The 18,182-nt window shown below is 68.9% G+C and carries 14 protein-coding genes; 7 read left to right on the top strand and 7 right to left on the bottom strand.

Features of this window, described 5'->3' with window-relative positions; all coding sequences use genetic code 11:
- Window positions 1-23 precede the first annotated feature (23 nt).
- The 3 genes from H4O13_03530 to H4O13_03520 all read right to left on the bottom strand — a co-directional run bounded on the left by H4O13_03530 (window position 24) and on the right by H4O13_03520 (window position 3,670).
- On the bottom strand, window positions 24-854 hold the full coding sequence (locus tag H4O13_03530; GenBank protein ID MBE5314453.1) for a hypothetical protein: 831 nt from the start codon (window positions 852-854) through the stop codon (window positions 24-26).
- Window positions 855-990: 136 nt separating this feature from the next.
- Window positions 991-2,667 carry a diguanylate cyclase gene (locus H4O13_03525; protein ID MBE5314452.1) on the bottom strand — a complete coding sequence of 559 codons (1,677 nt, stop codon included), beginning with the start codon at window positions 2,665-2,667 and terminating at the stop codon, window positions 991-993.
- Between the two features lie 97 nt (window positions 2,668-2,764).
- Window positions 2,765-3,670 carry an AraC family transcriptional regulator gene (locus H4O13_03520; GenBank protein MBE5314451.1) on the bottom strand — a complete coding sequence of 302 codons (906 nt, stop codon included), beginning with the start codon at window positions 3,668-3,670 and terminating at the stop codon, window positions 2,765-2,767.
- Window positions 3,671-3,788: 118 nt separating this feature from the next.
- Here H4O13_03520 and H4O13_03515 point away from each other — a divergent pair, with 118 nt between their 5' ends.
- Window positions 3,789-4,637 carry an NAD(P)H-binding protein gene (locus tag H4O13_03515; GenBank protein MBE5314450.1) on the top strand — a complete coding sequence of 283 codons (849 nt, stop codon included), beginning with the start codon at window positions 3,789-3,791 and terminating at the stop codon, window positions 4,635-4,637.
- Window positions 4,638-4,831: 194 nt separating this feature from the next.
- Here H4O13_03515 and H4O13_03510 read toward each other — a convergent pair whose 3' ends face one another.
- Both H4O13_03510 and H4O13_03505 read right to left on the bottom strand, forming a co-directional pair.
- Window positions 4,832-6,436: an NAD(P)/FAD-dependent oxidoreductase gene (locus H4O13_03510; protein MBE5314449.1), complete on the bottom strand. Its 1,605-nt coding sequence runs from the start codon at window positions 6,434-6,436 to the stop codon at window positions 4,832-4,834.
- Between the two features lies 1 nt (window position 6,437).
- The gene (locus H4O13_03505; protein MBE5314448.1) at window positions 6,438-7,142 is read right to left on the bottom strand and encodes a fumarylacetoacetate hydrolase family protein; all 705 of its coding nucleotides are present in this window, start codon (window positions 7,140-7,142) and stop codon (window positions 6,438-6,440) included.
- Window positions 7,143-7,564: 422 nt separating this feature from the next.
- On the opposite strand from H4O13_03505, the gene H4O13_03500 reads away from it, so the two are divergent.
- On the top strand, window positions 7,565-7,909 hold the full coding sequence (locus tag H4O13_03500; GenBank protein MBE5314447.1) for a hypothetical protein: 345 nt from the start codon (window positions 7,565-7,567) through the stop codon (window positions 7,907-7,909).
- Between the two features lie 109 nt (window positions 7,910-8,018).
- A complete protein-coding gene (locus tag H4O13_03495) occupies window positions 8,019-9,971 on the top strand; it encodes a S9 family peptidase (GenBank protein ID MBE5314446.1) in 1,953 nt (650 codons plus the stop codon).
- Between the two features lie 422 nt (window positions 9,972-10,393).
- Here H4O13_03495 and H4O13_03490 read toward each other — a convergent pair whose 3' ends face one another.
- Complete coding sequence (locus H4O13_03490) at window positions 10,394-12,208, bottom strand: DUF885 domain-containing protein (protein ID MBE5314445.1); 1,815 nt, start codon at window positions 12,206-12,208, stop codon at window positions 10,394-10,396.
- Between the two features lie 116 nt (window positions 12,209-12,324).
- Between H4O13_03490 and H4O13_03485 the strand changes: the two genes are divergently transcribed.
- From H4O13_03485 to H4O13_03470, 4 genes are all read left to right on the top strand, one after another.
- Entirely contained in the window at window positions 12,325-13,230 is a 906-nt protein-coding gene (locus tag H4O13_03485; protein MBE5314444.1) for a 23S rRNA (adenine(2030)-N(6))-methyltransferase RlmJ, read from the top strand.
- A complete protein-coding gene (locus tag H4O13_03480) occupies window positions 13,227-13,721 on the top strand; it encodes a Slp family lipoprotein (protein ID MBE5314443.1) in 495 nt (164 codons plus the stop codon). Before H4O13_03485 ends, H4O13_03480 begins: the two co-directional genes overlap by 4 nt.
- Before the next feature lie 575 nt (window positions 13,722-14,296).
- Window positions 14,297-14,800 carry a macro domain-containing protein gene (locus H4O13_03475; GenBank protein MBE5314442.1) on the top strand — a complete coding sequence of 168 codons (504 nt, stop codon included), beginning with the start codon at window positions 14,297-14,299 and terminating at the stop codon, window positions 14,798-14,800.
- Between the two features lie 136 nt (window positions 14,801-14,936).
- Entirely contained in the window at window positions 14,937-16,694 is a 1,758-nt protein-coding gene (locus tag H4O13_03470) for an ABC transporter ATP-binding protein (protein MBE5314441.1), read from the top strand.
- Between the two features lie 148 nt (window positions 16,695-16,842).
- Here H4O13_03470 and H4O13_03465 read toward each other — a convergent pair whose 3' ends face one another.
- On the bottom strand, window positions 16,843-18,120 hold the full coding sequence (locus tag H4O13_03465; protein ID MBE5314440.1) for a tyrosine--tRNA ligase: 1,278 nt from the start codon (window positions 18,118-18,120) through the stop codon (window positions 16,843-16,845).
- Window positions 18,121-18,182: the final 62 nt, after the last annotated feature.

The raw sequence follows: 18,182 nt of genomic DNA, 5'->3' as shown, positions 1-18,182 counted from the left end.
CGCTCGCACGGCAGGCGTGCAGCTTAGGCCCCGCTCAGCGGCAGGCGCCCCACCCGCCGCAGCTGCGGGCTGGTCTCAAGGTCCACCGGCAGCACGTTTTTCGGATTCGCGTTCAGCACCGGCGGCATGCCCAGTGCAGGTGCGGCCAGAGCGCGTTTCGGCCCGTCCTCGGTTCGCTGCGATTGCAGCGTCTGGAAGAGCGTCTGCAGCTGCGCATCGCTGACCTCGGGCACGGTGCCTTGTGTCACGGCAGCCGCCGCCGACTTGCCGCGCGTGGCCAACCACTCCTTGATCAGCTGCGCGACATCGATGCTGGGCATCGGCAGATCCATCTGCGCGCTGACGATCAGGGCCGGCGCCAGCGTGGCCTCGCGCATGCCGTAGTAGACCAGCTCGCTGCACATCATGTGCTTCGGGTTCTGCATAACCAGCTCGTTCAAGACCTGCAGCAGCAGCCAGCGCAGCCATGCGTCGGCGGGCAGCCGGTTGCGCAGGCCCGCGAACACGCCCATCTGCAGCATGTCGTCGAGGGGATAGCCCACGCCGACCAGTGCGCCGCCGGCCTTCGCCAGCGCATCGCGCTGTGCGGGCTGCAGCGGCTGGCCGCTCGCCTGCGTCGGCCGATAGACGTCGATGAACTCGTAGTGCGCGCCCTGCTGCAGGCGTGCGGACAGCGCCACCCGGCGTGAAACCGGCGGCGCGGCTTCGACAAGATCGCCGCCGTCGACCATGAGCGCCGCATGGCTGTAAGTGGAATCGCCGAACCAGGCGATCAGATCCGAGATCGCGCTGATGCCCTTCATCAGCAGCACATCGCCGGGGCGGACATCCTTGGGGTCGATAAACCTTGGCATCGCATCACCTCATGGGCGTTGGAGAAACGGACAGCTCGCTCGATGTCGGGCGGTCTCTGCGTACACGCGGACGCGCATGGGCGGCGCGCAGCGCTACCCCAGGCGAGCCACGCCGCGCGGCAGGCACGGCAAGCTGCTAGGCGCCAGCGAGCACCACGCGATTGCGGCCCTCGGCCTTGGCCCGGTACAGGGCTTCGTCCGCCCGACGCAACAGTTCAGACGCTGCATCACCGGGGCGAAGCTGCGCGATACCGATCGACACCGTCAAGCCCACCGGCTGGCCGGCCACGCTGTGGCCATGACGCTCGACGCCGGCGCGCAGCTCGCCGGCGATGGCGGTCGCCACCTCCAGGTCCGCACCGTCGAGGATCAGCACGAACTCCTCGCCGCCATAGCGCGCGACCAGATCACTGGCCCGGATGTGCTTGCGGATCTCGGCGGCGGCAGCGACAAGACAGACGTCACCGAGGTCATGACCCCAGCGGTCGTTGATGCGCTTGAAGTGGTCGAGATCGAAGAACAGCAGGCTGAGCGCACGCCCCGCCTGCTGCGCGGCCTGGATACGCTCCGGCAGGCGGGCGTCGAGTTCGCCGCGATTGGGCAGGCCGGTCAGCGGATCGATGCGCGCGCTGAAGCGGGCGGCGTGCATCTCCCGCTCGGCATAGCGGGCGGCCCGCGCAATCGCCAGCACCAGCACCAAGGCACCGAAGGCATCCATCGCCGGATGCGCGTACTCCAGCCACAGCGGGGTGCCCTGCTCGGCCAGGAAGTAGCCGGCGCGGATGATCGCAACGACCGCGACGGCGCCCCAGCCGACCAGATAGAACCAGCCCTGCTCGATGCCACGCACGGCGAGGCGCAGGGCCATGCCCAGGGCCAGCGTGGCGAGCAGCAGCAGAATCACGTTCATGACCCGCGCCACCAGCGGCCCCGCCAGACTGATCACGGTCAGCAGCGTCAATAGCCCAGCGCACCAGAGCAGCGCCCTGAACAGCCGTGCAAGGCGTGGAAAGTGGCGAGGCACGGACAGAAAGCGGTACACGAAGGCATAGCTCGCCAAGAGGCCGATGTGGACAAGAACGCCCGACACCATCATCGGCGGCAGGGCCAGCGTCCAGGCACCGAGCAACCTGACCACCTCGCCACTCATGACGGTTTGGTACACGGCCGCGGAAAGGATCCACACACATAGCAAGGCAAGCACGTGACGACGCAGGGCCAAGGCAAACAGTGCGCAGACGATCGCCAGCAGCAGCTTGGTCGCCAGCAGCGCCGAACTGACGCGCACGCGATCCAAGTCGTCCTGCAGATAACTCGACAGCGGCTGGGCTGCGAGCGCAATCGGCTGGTGGCGCGCCCACTCCACCCGCAGGTACACCGGCTGGGCGCGCTGCGCGGGGCTCAGCACCAGGGCGATGCGGTGGCGCGAGCCCGGCTGCTGCAGATCCGGGTCGAACAGATGCAGCGGGCGCGGCGCATAGTCTGGCGGCAGGTAGGCGACCAGCCGCGCGTCGTAGGCTTCGCGCAGGCTCAGGACCCAGGCCTCGTCGTCGCCCTTCGCGGCCTCGGCGCTGATCGCGACGCGCCACCATTGGCTGCCGCTGCGCCAGCGCAGCGCAGGGGGCTGGGCCTGCCAGTCGCCGGCGCCAGCCCGCAGCGCATCGATCGATCGGGCGTTGAACTGTGCATCGAGCGCCGCCACCTCGACGTTTGCCCAAGCCTCGCCCATGCAGGTGCCGAGCAGGCACGCGAACCACAGGCGCAGCCACAGCGGCGATGTCCTCGCCTTCGCCTGACCCTCCAAGCCTTGCATCGCGACCCGCCCCCGGCTCTCGAAGCCCGCGAGTGTAGTCGCTGCGCCAAACCCGCGGCGGCCATGGCGCGCGGCCGCGCGCCCCCAGGGCGCCGCCTCAGCCGGCAAAGCGCGCCTCGAAACGCAGCGCGGCCAGCTCGGGCGCCAACTCGGAGCGGCGGAACTCCCGCGGCGATTTGCCGAGGGTCTTCTTGAACACCTTCGAGAAACCGAAGGCATCGCTGTAGCCGACTTCGCTGGCGATGCGCTCCAGCGGCAGATCGGTCTCCAGCAGGCGCTGGCTTGCGCGCAGCATGCGCAGGCGTCGCAGGTAGCCCATCGGCGTTTCGTCCAGCTGCTCGCGAAAGCGGTTCGCGAGCGCAGTGCGCGACAGCCCGACCTCGCGCGCCAGGCTGGCCAGATTCCAGTCGCGTTCCACGTCCGCGTGCAGCAGCTGCAGCGCACGCGCGATCGCCTCGCTGCGCAGCGCGCGCCCGAATCCGGGCCCACGGTCCGCGCAGCGCAGCAGCAGCGCGCGCAGCACGTAGGAGAACACGGCATCCAGCAGACCATTCAGCACCGACTCCGAACCCGGCGAAGGCTCGGCCAGCTCGGCGCTGATCAGGTCCACCAGCAGACCGACCGAATCCAGACGCAGGCGCTCCTCGGCGCGCAGCACCAGCCAGTCGGGCAGTTCGCTGAAGAACGGATGCAGGGGCACACTCCAGAGCTGATAGGCCGCGCTCAGCACGCGCGCATCGGCCTGGGACTCGCCCGGCTGCGGCGCTTCCGCATACAGGGTGTGGTGACAGCCCCGCGCCATCAGCGCGATGTCGCCCGGGCCCAGCCGCAGCTCGGACCCGTCGTCCTGCGCACGGATGCGCAGCCGACCGCGGCTGACCACGTGCAGGCCGAAGCTGCGCCCGCAGGGAAAGTGCTGCGGCTCGGCGACGCGGATCTCGCCCGCTGTGAACACCCGCTTGCGCAGCCCCGAATGCCGCAACAGGTCGCTCAGAAGGTCCACGCGCTGCACGCCTCAGTTCAAGGGAGTCTGGACTTTCTAACATGCAAAGTGTCCGTATCGCCATTCGCATTCAGCCAAAGACAGCCGAAGCTGCACGCTCCCACCCAGGAGACCTGACATGACTGAAGCGCAGACCCACACCCTCATCCTCGGCGGCCGCGGCCAGATCGGCAGCGCCCTCGCCGAGCGGCTTCGTGCGCAGGGACACCCCGTGCTGCGGGCAACGCGCGCACCGACGGGCGATCCCGCCGATGTGGCGCTCGACCTCGCCAGCGGCAGCGGCGTCGATGCCGCCTTCGCCTGCGCGCGCCGCGCCTTTCTGCTGTGCCCGCCGGGCTACGCGCAGCAGCACCGGCTGCTCTCGCCCGCCATCGAAGCAGCGGTGCGGCACGGGCTGGAGCACGTGGTGCTGATGACCGCGATGGGCGCGAACGCCGATCCCAGCGCGCCGCTGCGCCAAGCCGAACTGCAGCTGGAGGGCAGCGGGCTCAACTACACCCTGCTGCGCCCCAACTGGTTCATGCAGAACTTCGAAACCTTCTGGCTTGCCGGCATTCGCGCTGCCGGTCTGATCGCGCTGCCGGTCGGTGAAGCCAAGGGCAGCTTCATCGACGTCCGCGACATCGCCGCCGTCGCCGCGGCCGTGCTGGGCGATTCGACGCACTGCGGCCGTGCCTACGAGCTGACCGGCTCAGAGGCGCTGGATCACGCCGAGGTGGCGACGATTCTGAGCCGGGTCAGCGGCCGCGCCATCCGCTTCCAGGATGTGCCGCCCGAGGCGCTGCGGCCGCAGCTGCTCGATGCGGGCCTGCCGGCGGACTACGCCGACTTCCTGCTGCAGATCCTGGGCTTCTTCAAGCTCGGCTACTCGGCGGCGATCAGCCCGAGCGTGCAGGACATCCTCGGCCGCGCGCCGATCCGCTTCGAGGACTACGCCCAAGCACAGCGCGCCGCCTGGGCGGTCTGAGCACGAGAGCACGGAGTCCCTCCCGCGGCAGCGCGTTCTGCAGACGCGCTGCCGCGCGGGGCATCCGCGGATGCACTCGCGGAGCTGAGGAGTGTTCCCACGCAGGCCCTAGCCGCCAGGCGCTACTGGACCGCCTAGCGCGGCTACGGCCCCCGCCCAAGGCGCAAGCCCGGCCCCGAGCGAATCCCCAATCCCTAATCCCCGCTCTTCAACACCTCACGCGCCGCGTTGTGCCCGGGCAGGCCGCTGACGCCACCGCCCGGATGTGCGCCCGAGCCGCACAGGTACAGCCCCTTGAGCGGCATCCGGTAGTTGCCGTGGCCCAGCACAGGGCGCGCCGAGAACAATTGGTTCAAGCTCAGCGCGCCGTGGAAGATGTCGCCGCCGATCAGGCCGAACTCCTGCTCCAGATCAAAGGGCGAGAGCGCGCGGTAGCCCAGCACCGAGGCCCGGAAGTTGGGCGCATAGCTGTTGACCGTGTCGATCATCAGCTTCGCCACTTCCTCGCGATACGCGGGCCAGGCCTTGCCCTCGGGCAGCTCGGGGGCGACGTGCTGGCAGAACAGGCTGGCGACGTGCGCGCCCTTGGGCGCGAGGCTGTCGTCGAGCGTCGACGGAATCAGCATCTCGACGATGGGCTTGCGGGACCAACCGTGTTGGCGCGCATCGAAGAAGGCCTGCTCCATGTAGCGCAGGCTGGGCGCGAGGATGATGCCGGCGGTGTGGTGCTCGGCGCGTTCGCGGCCCGGCAGGCAGCTGAAGTCGGGCAGCTCGGACAGGGCCACGTTCATGCGGAAGGTGCCCGAGCCGCAGCGGTAGCCGCGCATGCGCTCGGCGAAGTCTGTGGGCAGCTCCGACTCCGGCACCAGCCGGGTGAACAGCAGCTTGGGGTTGACGTTGGCGACAACGCGCTTCGCCCGATGCACACGGCCATCTTCGGTGCGCACACCCACTGCCCTGCCCTGCTCGACCAGCACCTCGGCCACGCTGGCGTTCACTTCGATCTGCACGCCGGCGGCTTCCGCTGAGCGCGCCATCGCCTGGGTGATCGCGCCCATGCCGCCGATGGCATGGCCCCACACCCCGGCCTTGCCGTTGACCTCGCCGAACACGTGGTGCAGCAGCACGTAGGCGCTGCCGGCGGCGTAGGGGCTGGCGTAGTTGCCGACCACGCCATCGAAGCCGAACAGCGCCTGGATCGGTTCGGACTCGAACCAGCGTTCCAGATAGGCGCCGGCGGAGTCGGTGAACAGATCGAGCAGATCGCGCTGGCCTTCGATGCCGAGCGACGCCGCGCGACGGCCCAAGCCTGCAGCACGGATCAGCTCGGGCAGCGCGGCCAGCCAGCCGCCGGCGGGCGGCACATTGGGCGGCGTCTGCACGGCCAGTTCGCGCAGCAGGCCGGCGATGCGATCGAGGTGCTCGCCATAGGCCGGCAGACGCTCGGCGTCGCGGGCGCTGAACTTCGCCACCTCGGCCTGGGTACGGCCTTCGCCCGCCTTGAGATAGCGGCCGTCCGGCAGCGGCAGGAAGTTGCCCAGCTCGCGCTCGACGATGCGCAGGCCATGGCCGTGCAGGTCGAGCTCGCGGATCACCTTGGGATGCAGCAGCGAGACGGTGTAGCTGGCGGTCGAGTTGCGGAAACCCGGGTGGAACTCCTCGGTCACCGCCGCGCCGCCCACCACGCCACGGCGTTCGAGCACGCGCACCGACAGGCCCGCCTTGGCCAGATAGGTGGCGCAGACCAGGCCGTTGTGGCCGGCGCCAATCACCAGCACATCGCTGCGCGCGTCCGCCATCTCAGCGCTCCGTGATCTCGACGCTGACTTCGCCGATGCCCTCGACGCGCGCGCTCAGACGATCGCCGGCCACGCAGGGGCCCACGCCCGCGGGTGTGCCGGTGAACACCAGATCGCCCGGCTCCAGCCGCACGAAGGTCGAGAGATTCGCCAGCAGTTCGGGCACCGACCAGATCAGATCGGCGATGTCGGCCGACTGCCGCGTCTCGCCGTTCTGGATCAGCTCGATGCGCGCGGCCTTGGGATGGCCGATGCGCGCCGCCGGCACGATCGCGCTGCAGGGCGCGGAGCGGTCAAAGCCCTTGGCCATGTCCCAAGGCTTGCCGCCTTTCTTGAACTGCGCCTGCAGGTCGCGGCGGGTGAAGTCGATGCCCACGCCGTAGCCGAACACCAGCGCCTCGGCCTGCTCGGCGCTGAGACTCGCGCCGCTGCCACCGATCGCCACCACCAGCTCGGCCTCGTAGTGGAAATCGGCGGTCTGGCCGGGATACGGAATCCGCGCGCCGCCGGACACCACCGCATCGGCCGGCTTCATGAAGAAGAACGGCGCCTCGCGGGTGGAGTCCGCGCCCATCTCGCGGGCGTGCTCGGCGTAGTTGCGACCCACGCAGTAGATGCGGCGCACCGGAAAGAACTGCGAACTCCCGGCGACGGCAACGCAGGGCTGGGCGGGCGGCGGCAGGACGTAGACGCTGGACTGGGGCATGGTTTCGGAGCTCGGGATTGGGGTTCGGGGGCGGGGATTGGGGATTGGGGATTCGCAGGAGCAAGAGCAGAGCGACACCCCTCTCCCCTCGTGGGAAGCGGAGAAGAACGTCGGCTGCCGGTGGCAGCCGACGTTCTTCGGAGCCCGAGCGAAGCGACGGCAGGCCAAGGGAGGAGGCGAGTCTCGCGCAAGGTGCGCCCCCTCTCCCCAACCCCTCTCCCACCAGGGGAGAGGGGCTCCACAGCGGGGATCGAGAGACTGAGTAGCGCTCGCCCCCCCTCGCGCGTCCGGCAACCAGCCCGCAAAGCATAGCCGCGAGCGGCAGCCTCACGCCCCTGCGTAAAGGCGCAGCACAGGCTTGACGCCGGCCCAAGCGCGGAACTTGCATGCCGCAGACCAGCACACCCCGCGCGGAGGTCCGCATGCTGCCCCAGGACGACGAAGACGCACTGATGAAGCGGCACCGCTACGCGCTGCAGGAGATCGAGCGCGAGATCCGCAAGATCAACCGGGAAGTGATCCATCGCGACATTCCCAAGATCGAGCGCAAGCACGTGGTGGAACTCGCCACCGTGGTGGCCGAGCATCGCGCCCGCTACCTCACCGCCGGCATGCGCCTGTCGTCCGCGAAGATCAGCACGCCGGAGGAACAGGAGCTGATCCGCATCCTGCCCGGTCTGCGCCGCGAGTTTGAAACCGCGCGCGACGTGTTCGCTGCGCTGGAGCGCGCCATCGAGCAGGCCTACGTCGACGTCGATCTGCGCTGAAGATCACGACTCGCGCGGCTGAAGGCGCACGCCCTGCCTTCTGGCACCCGCGCACAGCCCGCGCAGTCGGCACTTTGAGCGGCCTGTCCAAGCCTCGGGCCCGCCGCTCATGACCCTGCCGCAACCCCTCAAGCGAAGCCTGCGCTGCGTCGCGCTGGTCTCACTCAGCCTCGCCTTCACCCTGCCCGCCGCCGCCGCCGAACGCATCGAAGTCGGCAACCGCGTGACCGAAGGCGTGCCCGAGCTGCCGGCCGATCTCATCGAGCGCCTCGACCGCTACCAGAACACGCGACCGGCGAGTTTTGCCGGCTGGGCCAGCGACAGCGAGCTGCTGATCGGCACGCGCTTCGGCGAAACCAACCAGGTGCACCGCGTGCGCGCGCCGCTGGGTATGCGCGAGCAGCTGACCTTCCACAAGGAACCGGTGTCCTCGGTGCGCGCCCAGCCGGGCAGCAACGGCCGCGGCTTCGTGTTCGGCAAGGACGTCGGCGGCTCCGAGTTCTGGCAGCTCTACCACTACGACCTGGAGAGCCGCAGCACGCGCCTGCTCACCGACGGCGGCCGCAGCCGCAACGAACAGCCGATCTGGTCGCCCGACGGTCGCTTGCTCGCCTGGTCGAGCACCGCCCGCAACGGCCGCGACAGCGACATCTGGGTGCGCGCGCTGGACGGTGAAGCGCGCGCCGTTCTCACCGAGGGCGGCACCTGGTACGCCAGCGACTTCTCGGCCGACGGCAAGCGCCTGCTGGTGCAGCAGTACGTGTCGATCAACGAGGCCTATCCGGGCGAGGTCGATCTTGCGACCGGCACGCTCGAACGCTTCCCGGTCGAGGGCGGCAAAGCGGCCTTCGGCGGCCTGCGCTACGCGCCCGATGGTGAGGGCATCTACTTCATCTCCGACGAGAACAGCGAGTTCCGCCGCCTGCGCTACCACCGCCCCGGCCAGCCGGTGCAGGTGCTCACAGCCGATCTCGACTGGAATGTGGTGGCCTTCGACATCGCCTCCGACGGCCGTCATCTGGCCTACGCCAGCAACGAAGACGGCATCTTCCGACTGCACGTGCTGTCCCTGCCCGACCATCAGCCGGTGGCCCTGCCCGAACTACCGGTCGGCGTGATCGGCGGCATGGGCTTTTCGCCGGACGGCGGCCGCATTGCGCTGACGCTGAACAGCGCGATCACGCCCAGCGATGTCTATGTGGTCGATCTGGCCGCCCGCAGCCTGACCCGCTGGACCGAGGGTGAAGTCGGCGGCCTCGACGCCTCGCGCTTCGTTGCGCCCACGCTGATCCGCTACGAGAGCTTCGACGGCCTGTCGATTCCGGCCTTCTACTACCGCCCGGCCGGCGTGCCGGCCGACCGCAAGCTGCCGGTGGTGATCAACATCCACGGCGGCCCGGAGGCCCAGGCCCTGCCGGTGTTCAGCCCGGCCGTGCAGTTCATGCTCGACGAGCTGCAGGTGGCGGTGCTGGTGCCGAACGTGCGCGGCTCGGCCGGCTACGGCAAGACCTTTCTCGACCTCGACAACGGATTGAAGCGCAAGGACTCGGTCAAGGACATCGGCGCCCTGCTCGACTGGATCGCCCAGCAGCCGGGCCTCGACGCAGAGAAAGTCGGCGTCTCAGGCGGCAGCTACGGCGGCTACATGGTGCTGGCCACCCTGGTCGACTACGCCGACCGCCTCGCTGCCGGTATCAACGTGGTCGGCATCTCGCACTTCAGCACCTTCCTGAAGAACACCGAGAGCTACCGCCGCGACCTGCGCCGCGCCGAGTACGGCGATGAGCGCGAGCCTGAGATCGCCAAGTTCTTCGAGGAGATCGCGCCGCTGAACAACGCCGACAAGATCCGCTCGCCGCTGTTCGTCGCCCAGGGCGCCAACGACCCGCGCGTGCCCCTGTCCGAGGCCGATCAGATCGTCGACGCCGTGCAGGGCAATGGCGGTGACGTCTGGTATCTCGTGTTCCAGGACGAGGGCCACGGCTTCGCCAAGAAGACCAACAACGACTACTTCAGCGCTGCCAGCATGCTGTTCTGGCAGAAGCATCTGCTGGGCGAGTAGCACAGCTCGCCTCGCCCGCCGGGTACGCCGGCGGGCGAGGCTCAGCCTTCGCGACGTTCCGATCCCGAACGCCGGGTGTTGGCCAGGCATTCGAGCTCGCCACACGCGCGGCCTGACGATGCCAAGGCCGCGGTCGCCTGCCAGCAGTCTCCTGCAAGCCACGGCAGCAGACGAACAAAAACAGAACCCTTGCTCTCCGCGGGTCGTCCCGCGAAGCCCAGCTGTTTGCAGGCCCGAGCTTGCTCGCGACCCGCAGGGTGGGCACGAAGAGCGGGCTGTGGAGACTTGGCCCGAAAGAGCGTGTCTTACCCTGAGCGCTTGCGCGCGGCGATACTGGGGCACAGGGCGCGGAAGCCGCAGGGTCGGCTCCCGCGCCCCGATGGGCGCGGCCCCTTCAGGGCGACACGCCCCTCATCCTCCGATCAACCCGACTTCTGCGCCGCAATCCACGCATCGACGCGGCGGTTCAACAGCGTGATCGGCATCGAGCCCGACTGCAGTACGACGTCGTGGAAGCCCTTGAGATCGAAGCGCTCGCCGAGCGCGCTGCGGGCCCGCTCGCGGGCGTCCAGCATCGCATTCATGCCGACCTTGTAGCTCAGCGCCTGGCCCGGCATCACCAGGTAGCGCTCGATCTCGGCAACCACATCGGTCTCGGGCATGCCGGTCATCTGCAGCATGTAGTCGATGGCCTGCTCGCGGGTCCAGCGCTTGTGGTGCAGGCCGGTGTCCACCACCAGGCGCACGGCGCGGAACATTTCGGCCTGCAGGCGGCCGAGGTTGTCCAGCGGGTTCTTCTGGAAGCCCATCTCCCAGGCCAGTCGCTCGGTGTACAGCGCCCAGCCTTCCGCATAGGCGGTGAAGGGCAGCAGCTTGCGGAAGGTCGGCACATCCTTCAGCTCCTGCTGGATCGCAATCTGGAAGTGATGGCCCGGAATCGCCTCGTGGTAGGCCAGCGTGCGCATGCCGAAGCGCGCCACCTCTGCCGTATTGCGCAGGTTGATGTAGAAGATGCCCGGGCGCGAGCCATCGAAGGCCGGCGCGTTGTAGTAGGCGCCGGGCGCGGTCTTCTCGCGGAACTCCGGCACGCGCTCGACCTTCACGCCTGCCGCCGGCCGCAGGTTGAAGGCGCTGCCGATGCCCTGATCGATCTCGTCGATGATGGCCTGGAAGTCGTCGATGATCTGCTGGCGGCCTTCGTCGGTGTTCGGATACAGCTGGTCCGGTCGCTGCGCGATCTGCTGCACGCGCGCGCCGATGCTGCCCTCGATCAGCCCTTCCGCCTGCAGGATGGCGTCCATCTCCGCACCGATCCGCTCGACCTCGCGCAGGCCCAGCGCATGCACCTCGTCCGGCGTCATGTCGGTGGTGGTCTGCGAGCGCACAGCCCAGGCGTAGTAGGCCTCACCGTCCGGCAGCGCCCACACGCCGTGGTTGTTCTGCACCTTCGGCAGCAGCGCGTCGTAGTAGTCGATCAGGCGGCCGTACACCGGCTGCACATGCTCGACGATGGCGGCGCTGGCGCGCGCCAGGAGGGCCGCGCGATCTTCGCCCGACAGCCCTTCGAGCTTGCCCAGCTTTTCGTCGAAGCTCGTATACAGGATGTTCTGCTCCGGCGCGGCGTCGCGGAAACCGCGCATCTCGGTCAGCACCTTTTCCACCACGAAGCGCGGCGGCAGGATGCCCAGCGACTCGCGATGGCGGACGCCTTCCAGCACCTGATCAAGCTTGCGAGGCACCGCGGCGAGACGCGCGAGGTAGCTCTCGGCATCGCTCGTGGAGGCGATCGAATGCTGGGTGGCGAGAAAGGTCGGCAGGCCGTTCTGCACGCCGAACAGCTGGTTCAAGGGATAGTCGTGATAGGCGAAACGCTCGCCCTCGACCTGCACGGCCAGAAATGTCTCCAGCAGGTCGTAGGAATGCTGACCCTCGGCGTCCAGCGCGCGGCGGTCGTAGCTGCGCAAGGTGGCGAGGTCGTCGCGCACCTTGGCGCGAAGGGCCTCCTCACTGGCCAGCGAGGCATCGTCCAACTCATCGCTGTACCAGTCCAGCCAGCCCGGCAGCATCCGCAGCGAGGACAGCAGCTCCGGGCTATTGAAAGCGAACTCGACAAACACCCGCTCGTAGAACCACTCGATCTTCAGCGGCTTGAACCAGATCGTGTGCGCCAGCAGCCCACCGCCCGCCAGCAGCAGCACGAGGAACCCGCGCAGCCCCCACTTCAGCAGCTTCTTCATGGTCTCTCCCCCAGCGGGCTCCATGCCCGCTCCGGGGCGCACTGTACGGCCGCCGCGGGCTGAATGCCTCTGCGCCGGAAGTCACCGTGAGCCGAGCGCGCCCGCATAATGAGGCGATGAACTACAAGCACAGCTTTCACGCCGGCAACTTCGCCGACGTTCTCAAACACGCCACCCTGCTGGGCCTGATCGAGGCCTTCCAGCGCAAGGACACCGGCTTTCTGCTGCTCGACACCCACGGCGGTCGCGGCGGCTACCTGCTCGATTCGGGAGACGCCCAGAAGACCGGCGAGGCCGAGGGCGGCATCCTCAAGCTGATCGACCGCCGCCCGATCGAGCAGCAGCCCAAGCGCCGCGCCAGCCCGCCGCCGCTGGTCGCCGCCTATGTCGACGCGGTCGACCGTTTCGATGCCGAGACCTTCGCCCACAGCGGCCACGGCATCGCCCCGCTGCGCGCCTATCCCGGTTCACCGCTGCTGACCGCACGCGCGCTGCGTCCGCAGGATCGATTGGTCGCCTGCGAGCTGCAGCCGGGCGAGCAGTCGGCGCTGGCTGCGGCGCTGGAGCCCTTCGCGCGCACCAAAGCCGAGGCCCGCGATGGCTACGCTGCCGTGCGCGCCCTGCTGCCGCCCATCGAGCGCCGCGCCCTGGTGCTGATCGACCCGCCCTTCGAAGCCCAGGAAGCCGAGTACGACGCCATCCTCGGCGCCGTGCGCCAGGGACTGGAGCGCCTGCCGCAGGCGGTGTTCGCAGTGTGGTTCCCGATTAAGCGGCGCGCCGGCGTGGCGCGCTTCCTGCGGCGCGCCGCCGAGCTGCCGGCAAAGTCGGTGCTGCTGGCCGAACTGCTGGTGCGGCCCGACGACTCGCCGCTGCGCATGAACGGCTGCGGCATGCTGATCGTGAACCCGCCCTATCGCTTCGACCAGGCGCTGTCGCAGGCCCTGCCCTACCTGCGCGAAGCCCTGGGCGAAACCCATCCCAGCACCCGTCTGGACTGGCTGAAACGTGAGGAAGGCACATGAAGATGCGCAGCTTGCTGTCTCCCCTGATCGCGCTGGCGCTCACCGCCTGTGTGCCGACGCCGCTGTTCCGCGACGCGCCGACCGAGCCCAGCCCCTCGCCCAGCGCCGTCGCCGCGCAGATCGAGGCGCAGATGGATCGCAGCGTGCTGTGGGGCGGCATGGTCATCGCCCTCAACGAGTACGAGGGCTACGTCGAGATCGAGGTGCTGGGTTTCCCCACTGACGCGCAGGCCAGACCCATCCCGCAGGGCCGGGACGGCGGGCGCTTCATCGCGATCCGTGCCGGCAGCGTGGACCCCAACGAAGTCGTGCCCGGACGCTTCCTCACGCTGACCGGGCGCATCACGGGCGAACGCGAGGTGCAGCTTGGCGAGCAACGCTTGACGCTGCCGGAAGTCGACGCACGCGAGATCCATCTGTGGCCGCGCGACTGGAACACCCGTGAGCGGCCGCGAATCAGCATCGGCATTGGCGTGCGCGGCGGGTTCTAGACAGCGCATTCCATCCGGCGCCCGTCGGGACCGTGCACTGCGTCCCATAGGGTGGGTCCTGACCCACCGCGTCGAAGCGCGGCCTTCGCTGCGCCGGTTCCTGCGTCGGCGCGGCAACTGCCGAAACCCGTGCGAGCGTATTTCCGAAACCGGCGCGAGCGTTTGGCTCCGGTGGGTCAAGACCACCCAACGCATCCGCTGCCCATAGGGTGGGTCTTGACCCACCGCGTCGAAGCCCTGCCTTCGCTCCGCCGGTTCCCGCGTCGGCGCGGCAATTGCCGAAACCCGTGCGAGCGTATTCCCGAAACCGGCGCGAGCGTTTGGCTCCGGTGGGTCAAGACCCACCCTATGCGTCCGCTTCCAATAGGGTGGGTCTCGCCCCACCGCTTCGAGGCGCTGCCTTCGCTCCGCCGGTGGCTTCATCGGCACGGCAAGTACCGAAATCGACGCGAGCGTTCGGCTTTGGTGGGTCAAGACCCACCCTATGCCCCCGGTGGCTTGAGACTTGTCAAAACCCGGCGATTCGTCGAAGCGCAGCATGGGGCCGTATCCCGCACGCCTTCGAAGGAGGCCCCATGATCCGCTACGTATCCGGTGACATCCGCCACAGCCAGGCCGAGGCCATTGCCCACGGCGTCGCCCCGAACGATGCCTTCGACCAGGGCCTGGCCTTCGCCCTGCACGAGGCGGTGCCGGCCATGTACAAGGACTTCCGCCACTACTGCCACACCCAGCACCCGAAGGCCGGCGAGATCTGGAGCTGGGGCGGCGTCTACCCCAGCCGCATCGTCGCGCTGTTCACCCAGGAGGCGGCGTACGACCACGGCGCGAAAGCCGGCAAGGCCACGGTGCAGCATGTGAACCACGCGCTGCGCGCGCTGGCCAAGGAAGTGAAAAAGGAAGGCTGGGCCAGCCTCGCCCTGCCGCGACTGGCCACCGGCGTCGGTGGTCTCGACTGGGCCGAGGTCAAACCGCTGATCGAACAGCATCTGGGTGAGCTGGAAATCACGGTCGTGGTGTACGAGACCTATCGCCCCAACGAGCGCGCCCACGAGGGCCTGCCCGCGCGCGCGGCCTGATCTCAGACCTCGTCTGACCGAACGCGGCCGGGTGCCATGAGGTCCGGCCGCGTTCTTCTGCGCCCCCAATGGCACGCGCGGCCGCAGCGCGGACGCCTACACTGCCCGGCTTCGCCATCTTGCCGGGGCCCGCGCCATGCACCCGCTACGCCGCCTGCTGGGCCACGCCCGCAGCTATCGCCGCACCGCTTCGATCGCCACCGTCTACACGGTGCTCAACAAGGTCTTCGACGTGCTGCCGGAGATCCTGATCGGCATCGCTGTCGACGTGGTGGTGAACCAGCGCGAGTCCTTCATCGCGCGCATGGGGCTGCCTGATCCGATCCATCAGCTGCTGCTGCTCACCGCACTGACCGTGCTGATCTGGGGCCTGGAGTCGCTGACCGAGTACCTCGCGATGGTGCGCTGGCGCAACCTGGCGCAGAGCCTGCAGCACGACCTGCGCATCGAGGCCTACGCGCATCTGCAGGGGCTGACGCCGGGCGCGCTGGCGGATGCGCGCAGCGGTCGACTGTCGTCGGTGCTGAACGAGGACGTGCACCAGATCGAGCGCTTCATGAACAACGGCGCCCACGATCTGATCCAGGTGTTCTGCTCGACCCTGCTGGTGGGTGCGGTGTTCTTCGTGCTCTCGGCCCCGCTGGCCATCCTCGCTCTGCTGCCGGTGCCGCTGATCCTGTTTGGCGCCTTCTGGTTCATGCGACGCCTGCAGCCGCGCTATGCCGCCGCGCGCGAAGCCGCCGCCGGCATTTCCCAGCGCCTGTCGAACAACCTGCAGGGAATGGCGACCATCCAGGCCTACACCGCCGAGAGCGCCGAGCTGAAGCATCTGGACGACGCCAGCGCCGCTTATCGCGAGCGCAATGCCGAGGCCATCCGCGTGGCAGCGGCGATCACGCCGGTCATCCGCATCGCCATCCTCGCGGGTTTCGTCGCCACTCTGCTCTACGGCGGCGTGCTGACCCTGCGCGGCGAGCTCGGCGTCGGCAGCTATTCGGCACTCGTCTACCTCACCCAGCGCCTGCTGTGGCCGCTGACGCGGCTGGCCGAACTCACCGACCTGTATCAGCGCAGCATGACTTCGGTGCGTCGGGTGTTCGACCTGCTGGCCCTGCCGCAGCCCGCCGACCGCGGTCAGCGGCAGCTGGGCGAGCGCGTCCACGGCGCCCTGCGCTTCCGCAGCCTGCGCTTTGCCTATGGCGAGACGGACGTGCTGCACGGCATCGATCTGGACGTGCCGGCCGGCCACACCGTGGGCCTGGTCGGTGCCACCGGCAGCGGCAAGAGCACCCTGATCAAGCTGCTGCTGCGCTTCGAGACGCCCAGCGCCGGCCGCGTCGAGCTCGACGGCATCGACATCGAGGAGCTGCCGCGCAGCCTGCTGCGCAGGCAGATCGGCCATGTCGCGCAGGAGCCCTTCCTCACCGATGGCACGGTCGCCGAGAACATCGCCTACGGCGACGCCACGCCCGACTTCGCGCGCATCGAAGCCGCCGCACGCGCGGCCGAGGCGCACGGTTTCATCGCGGCGCTGCCGAAGGGCTTCGACACGGAAGTCGGCGAACGCGGCCACACGCTCTCGGGCGGCCAGCGCCAGCGCATCGCGCTCGCCCGTGCGCTGTATCGCGACCCGCCCCTGCTGGTGCTGGACGAAGCGACCTCTGCGGTCGACAACGAGACCGAGGCCGCAATCCAGCGCTCGCTGGCGAAGGCCGCACAGGGCCGCAGCGTGCTGGTGGTGGCGCATCGGTTGTCGACCGTGCGCCATGCGCACTGCATCCATGTGCTGGACGCAGGCCGCATCGTCGAGTCCGGCACCCACGAAGCGCTGCTGGCGCGAGACGGCCTGTACGCGGGGCTGTGGCGGCTGCAGACGGGGGAGCTGGCGGCCTGAAGGCACAAGCGCGGGCGCAGCAGCGGAAGCGCGCCCGCCACATGCGGTGCGACTGACGGCGATCGTCGGCGCCAATGCTCCCGCGCTGTGATGGCCTGCCGCGACCGCGCAGGCTCAATGACGGCCGGCGGCGGCGGCCTTGCGTGCCTCAGTTCACCCGCAGTGCGGCGTAGCTCTTCTTGCCGCGGCGCAGCAGCAAGTAGCGGTGGAACAGCAGGTCGCTGGCGTGCAGACGCTGGTCGCTGCCCGTGCTGCGGCGATTGTTGACGTAGATGCCGCCGCCTTCGAGATCGCGCTTGGCCTGGCCTTTCGAAGGGCACAGGCCGCTCAGCACCAGCAGATCGACGAGTGCGGCGCCCTCGCCTTCGAGCTGGGCGCGCTCAAGCTCAGCGTTCGGGATCTCGGCAATCACGTCCTCGAACACCGCTTCCGGTGTGTCGCCGATTTCGGCGCCGAACAGGATCTGGCTGGCCGCAATCGCGGCCCCGGTAGCCTCGGCGCCGTGCACCACGGTGCTCACTTCGCGGGCCAGGGCCCGGTGCGCTTCGCGGGCGCCGGGGTTGGCCGCGTGGGCGGCCTCCAAGGCTTCGATGTCGGCGCGGTCGAGGAAGGTGAACTTGCGCAGGTACTCGCTGACCTTGGCGTCTTCGGTGTTCACGAAGAACTGGTAGAAGCGGTAGGGACTGGTGCGCGCCGGGTCCAGCCAGACCGCGCCGGATTCGGTCTTGCCGAACTTCGAACCGTCGGCTTTGGTGATCAGCGGGAAGGTCCAGCCGTAGACCGGCACGCCGAGCTTGCGGCGCACGAACTCGGTGCCGGCAGTGATGTTGCCCCACTGGTCGGAGCCGCCGATCTGCAGCTCGCAGTTGAAGGCTTTGCGCAGGTGGTAGAAGTCGTAGGCCTGCAGCAGCTGGTAGCTGAATTCGGTGTAGCTGATGCCGCTCTCGCCGGCCATGCGTGACTTCACCGAGTCCTTGGCCAGCATCGCGCTCAGCGGGAAGTGCTTGCCGACGTCGCGCAGAAAGTCGAGGAAGGACAGCGGCGCGGTCCAGTCGGCGTTGTCGACCAGCACGGCGGGGTTGGCGCCGCTGCCGAAGTCGAGCAGGCGGGCCAGCTGGTCCTTGATGCAGGCGATGTTGTGGGAGAGCTGCTCGCGGGTCAGCAGATTGCGCTCGGCCGACTTGCCGGAGGGGTCACCGATCATGCCGGTGGCGCCACCGGCGAGCGCGATGGGCGTATGCCCTGCGCGCTGGAAACGGCGCAGGGTCAGCTGGCCCATCAGATGACCGACGTGCAGCGAATCGCCGGTCGGATCGAAGCCGCAGTACAGCGTGATCGGTCCCTCGGCCAGGCGCTTGCGCAGCGCGTCGGTGTCGGTGCAGTCGGCCAGCAGGCCGCGCCAGGTGAGGTCGTCGATCAGGTCCATGGGAGCGTTTGGCTGTGAGTACGGGGAGGCCCGCCGATTCCGGCGGCCGCACAGGGTGCGCG

The organism is Lysobacterales bacterium (genome assembly GCA_014946745.1).
GTDB lineage: Bacteria > Pseudomonadota > Gammaproteobacteria > Xanthomonadales > Xanthomonadaceae > Aquimonas.
This window is presented reverse-complemented; position numbering and strand designations above follow the sequence as displayed.

Excerpts from the sequence above, each read along its gene's own strand:
- H4O13_03530 (MBE5314453.1), bottom strand. The coding sequence starts at position 854 with ATGCCAAGGTTTATCGACCCCAAGGATGTCCGCCCCGGCGATGTGCTG.
- H4O13_03525 (MBE5314452.1), bottom strand. The coding sequence starts at position 2,667 with ATGCAAGGCTTGGAGGGTCAGGCGAAGGCGAGGACATCGCCGCTGTGG.
- H4O13_03515 (MBE5314450.1), top strand. The coding sequence starts at position 3,789 with ATGACTGAAGCGCAGACCCACACCCTCATCCTCGGCGGCCGCGGCCAG.
- H4O13_03510 (MBE5314449.1), bottom strand. The coding sequence starts at position 6,436 with ATGGCGGACGCGCGCAGCGATGTGCTGGTGATTGGCGCCGGCCACAAC.
- H4O13_03505 (MBE5314448.1), bottom strand. The coding sequence starts at position 7,142 with ATGCCCCAGTCCAGCGTCTACGTCCTGCCGCCGCCCGCCCAGCCCTGC.
- H4O13_03500 (MBE5314447.1), top strand. The coding sequence starts at position 7,565 with ATGCTGCCCCAGGACGACGAAGACGCACTGATGAAGCGGCACCGCTAC.
- H4O13_03495 (MBE5314446.1), top strand. The coding sequence starts at position 8,019 with ATGACCCTGCCGCAACCCCTCAAGCGAAGCCTGCGCTGCGTCGCGCTG.
- H4O13_03490 (MBE5314445.1), bottom strand. The coding sequence starts at position 12,208 with ATGAAGAAGCTGCTGAAGTGGGGGCTGCGCGGGTTCCTCGTGCTGCTG.
- H4O13_03485 (MBE5314444.1), top strand. The coding sequence starts at position 12,325 with ATGAACTACAAGCACAGCTTTCACGCCGGCAACTTCGCCGACGTTCTC.
- H4O13_03480 (MBE5314443.1), top strand. The coding sequence starts at position 13,227 with ATGAAGATGCGCAGCTTGCTGTCTCCCCTGATCGCGCTGGCGCTCACC.
- H4O13_03475 (MBE5314442.1), top strand. The coding sequence starts at position 14,297 with ATGATCCGCTACGTATCCGGTGACATCCGCCACAGCCAGGCCGAGGCC.
- H4O13_03470 (MBE5314441.1), top strand. The coding sequence starts at position 14,937 with ATGCACCCGCTACGCCGCCTGCTGGGCCACGCCCGCAGCTATCGCCGC.
- H4O13_03465 (MBE5314440.1), bottom strand. The coding sequence starts at position 18,120 with ATGGACCTGATCGACGACCTCACCTGGCGCGGCCTGCTGGCCGACTGC.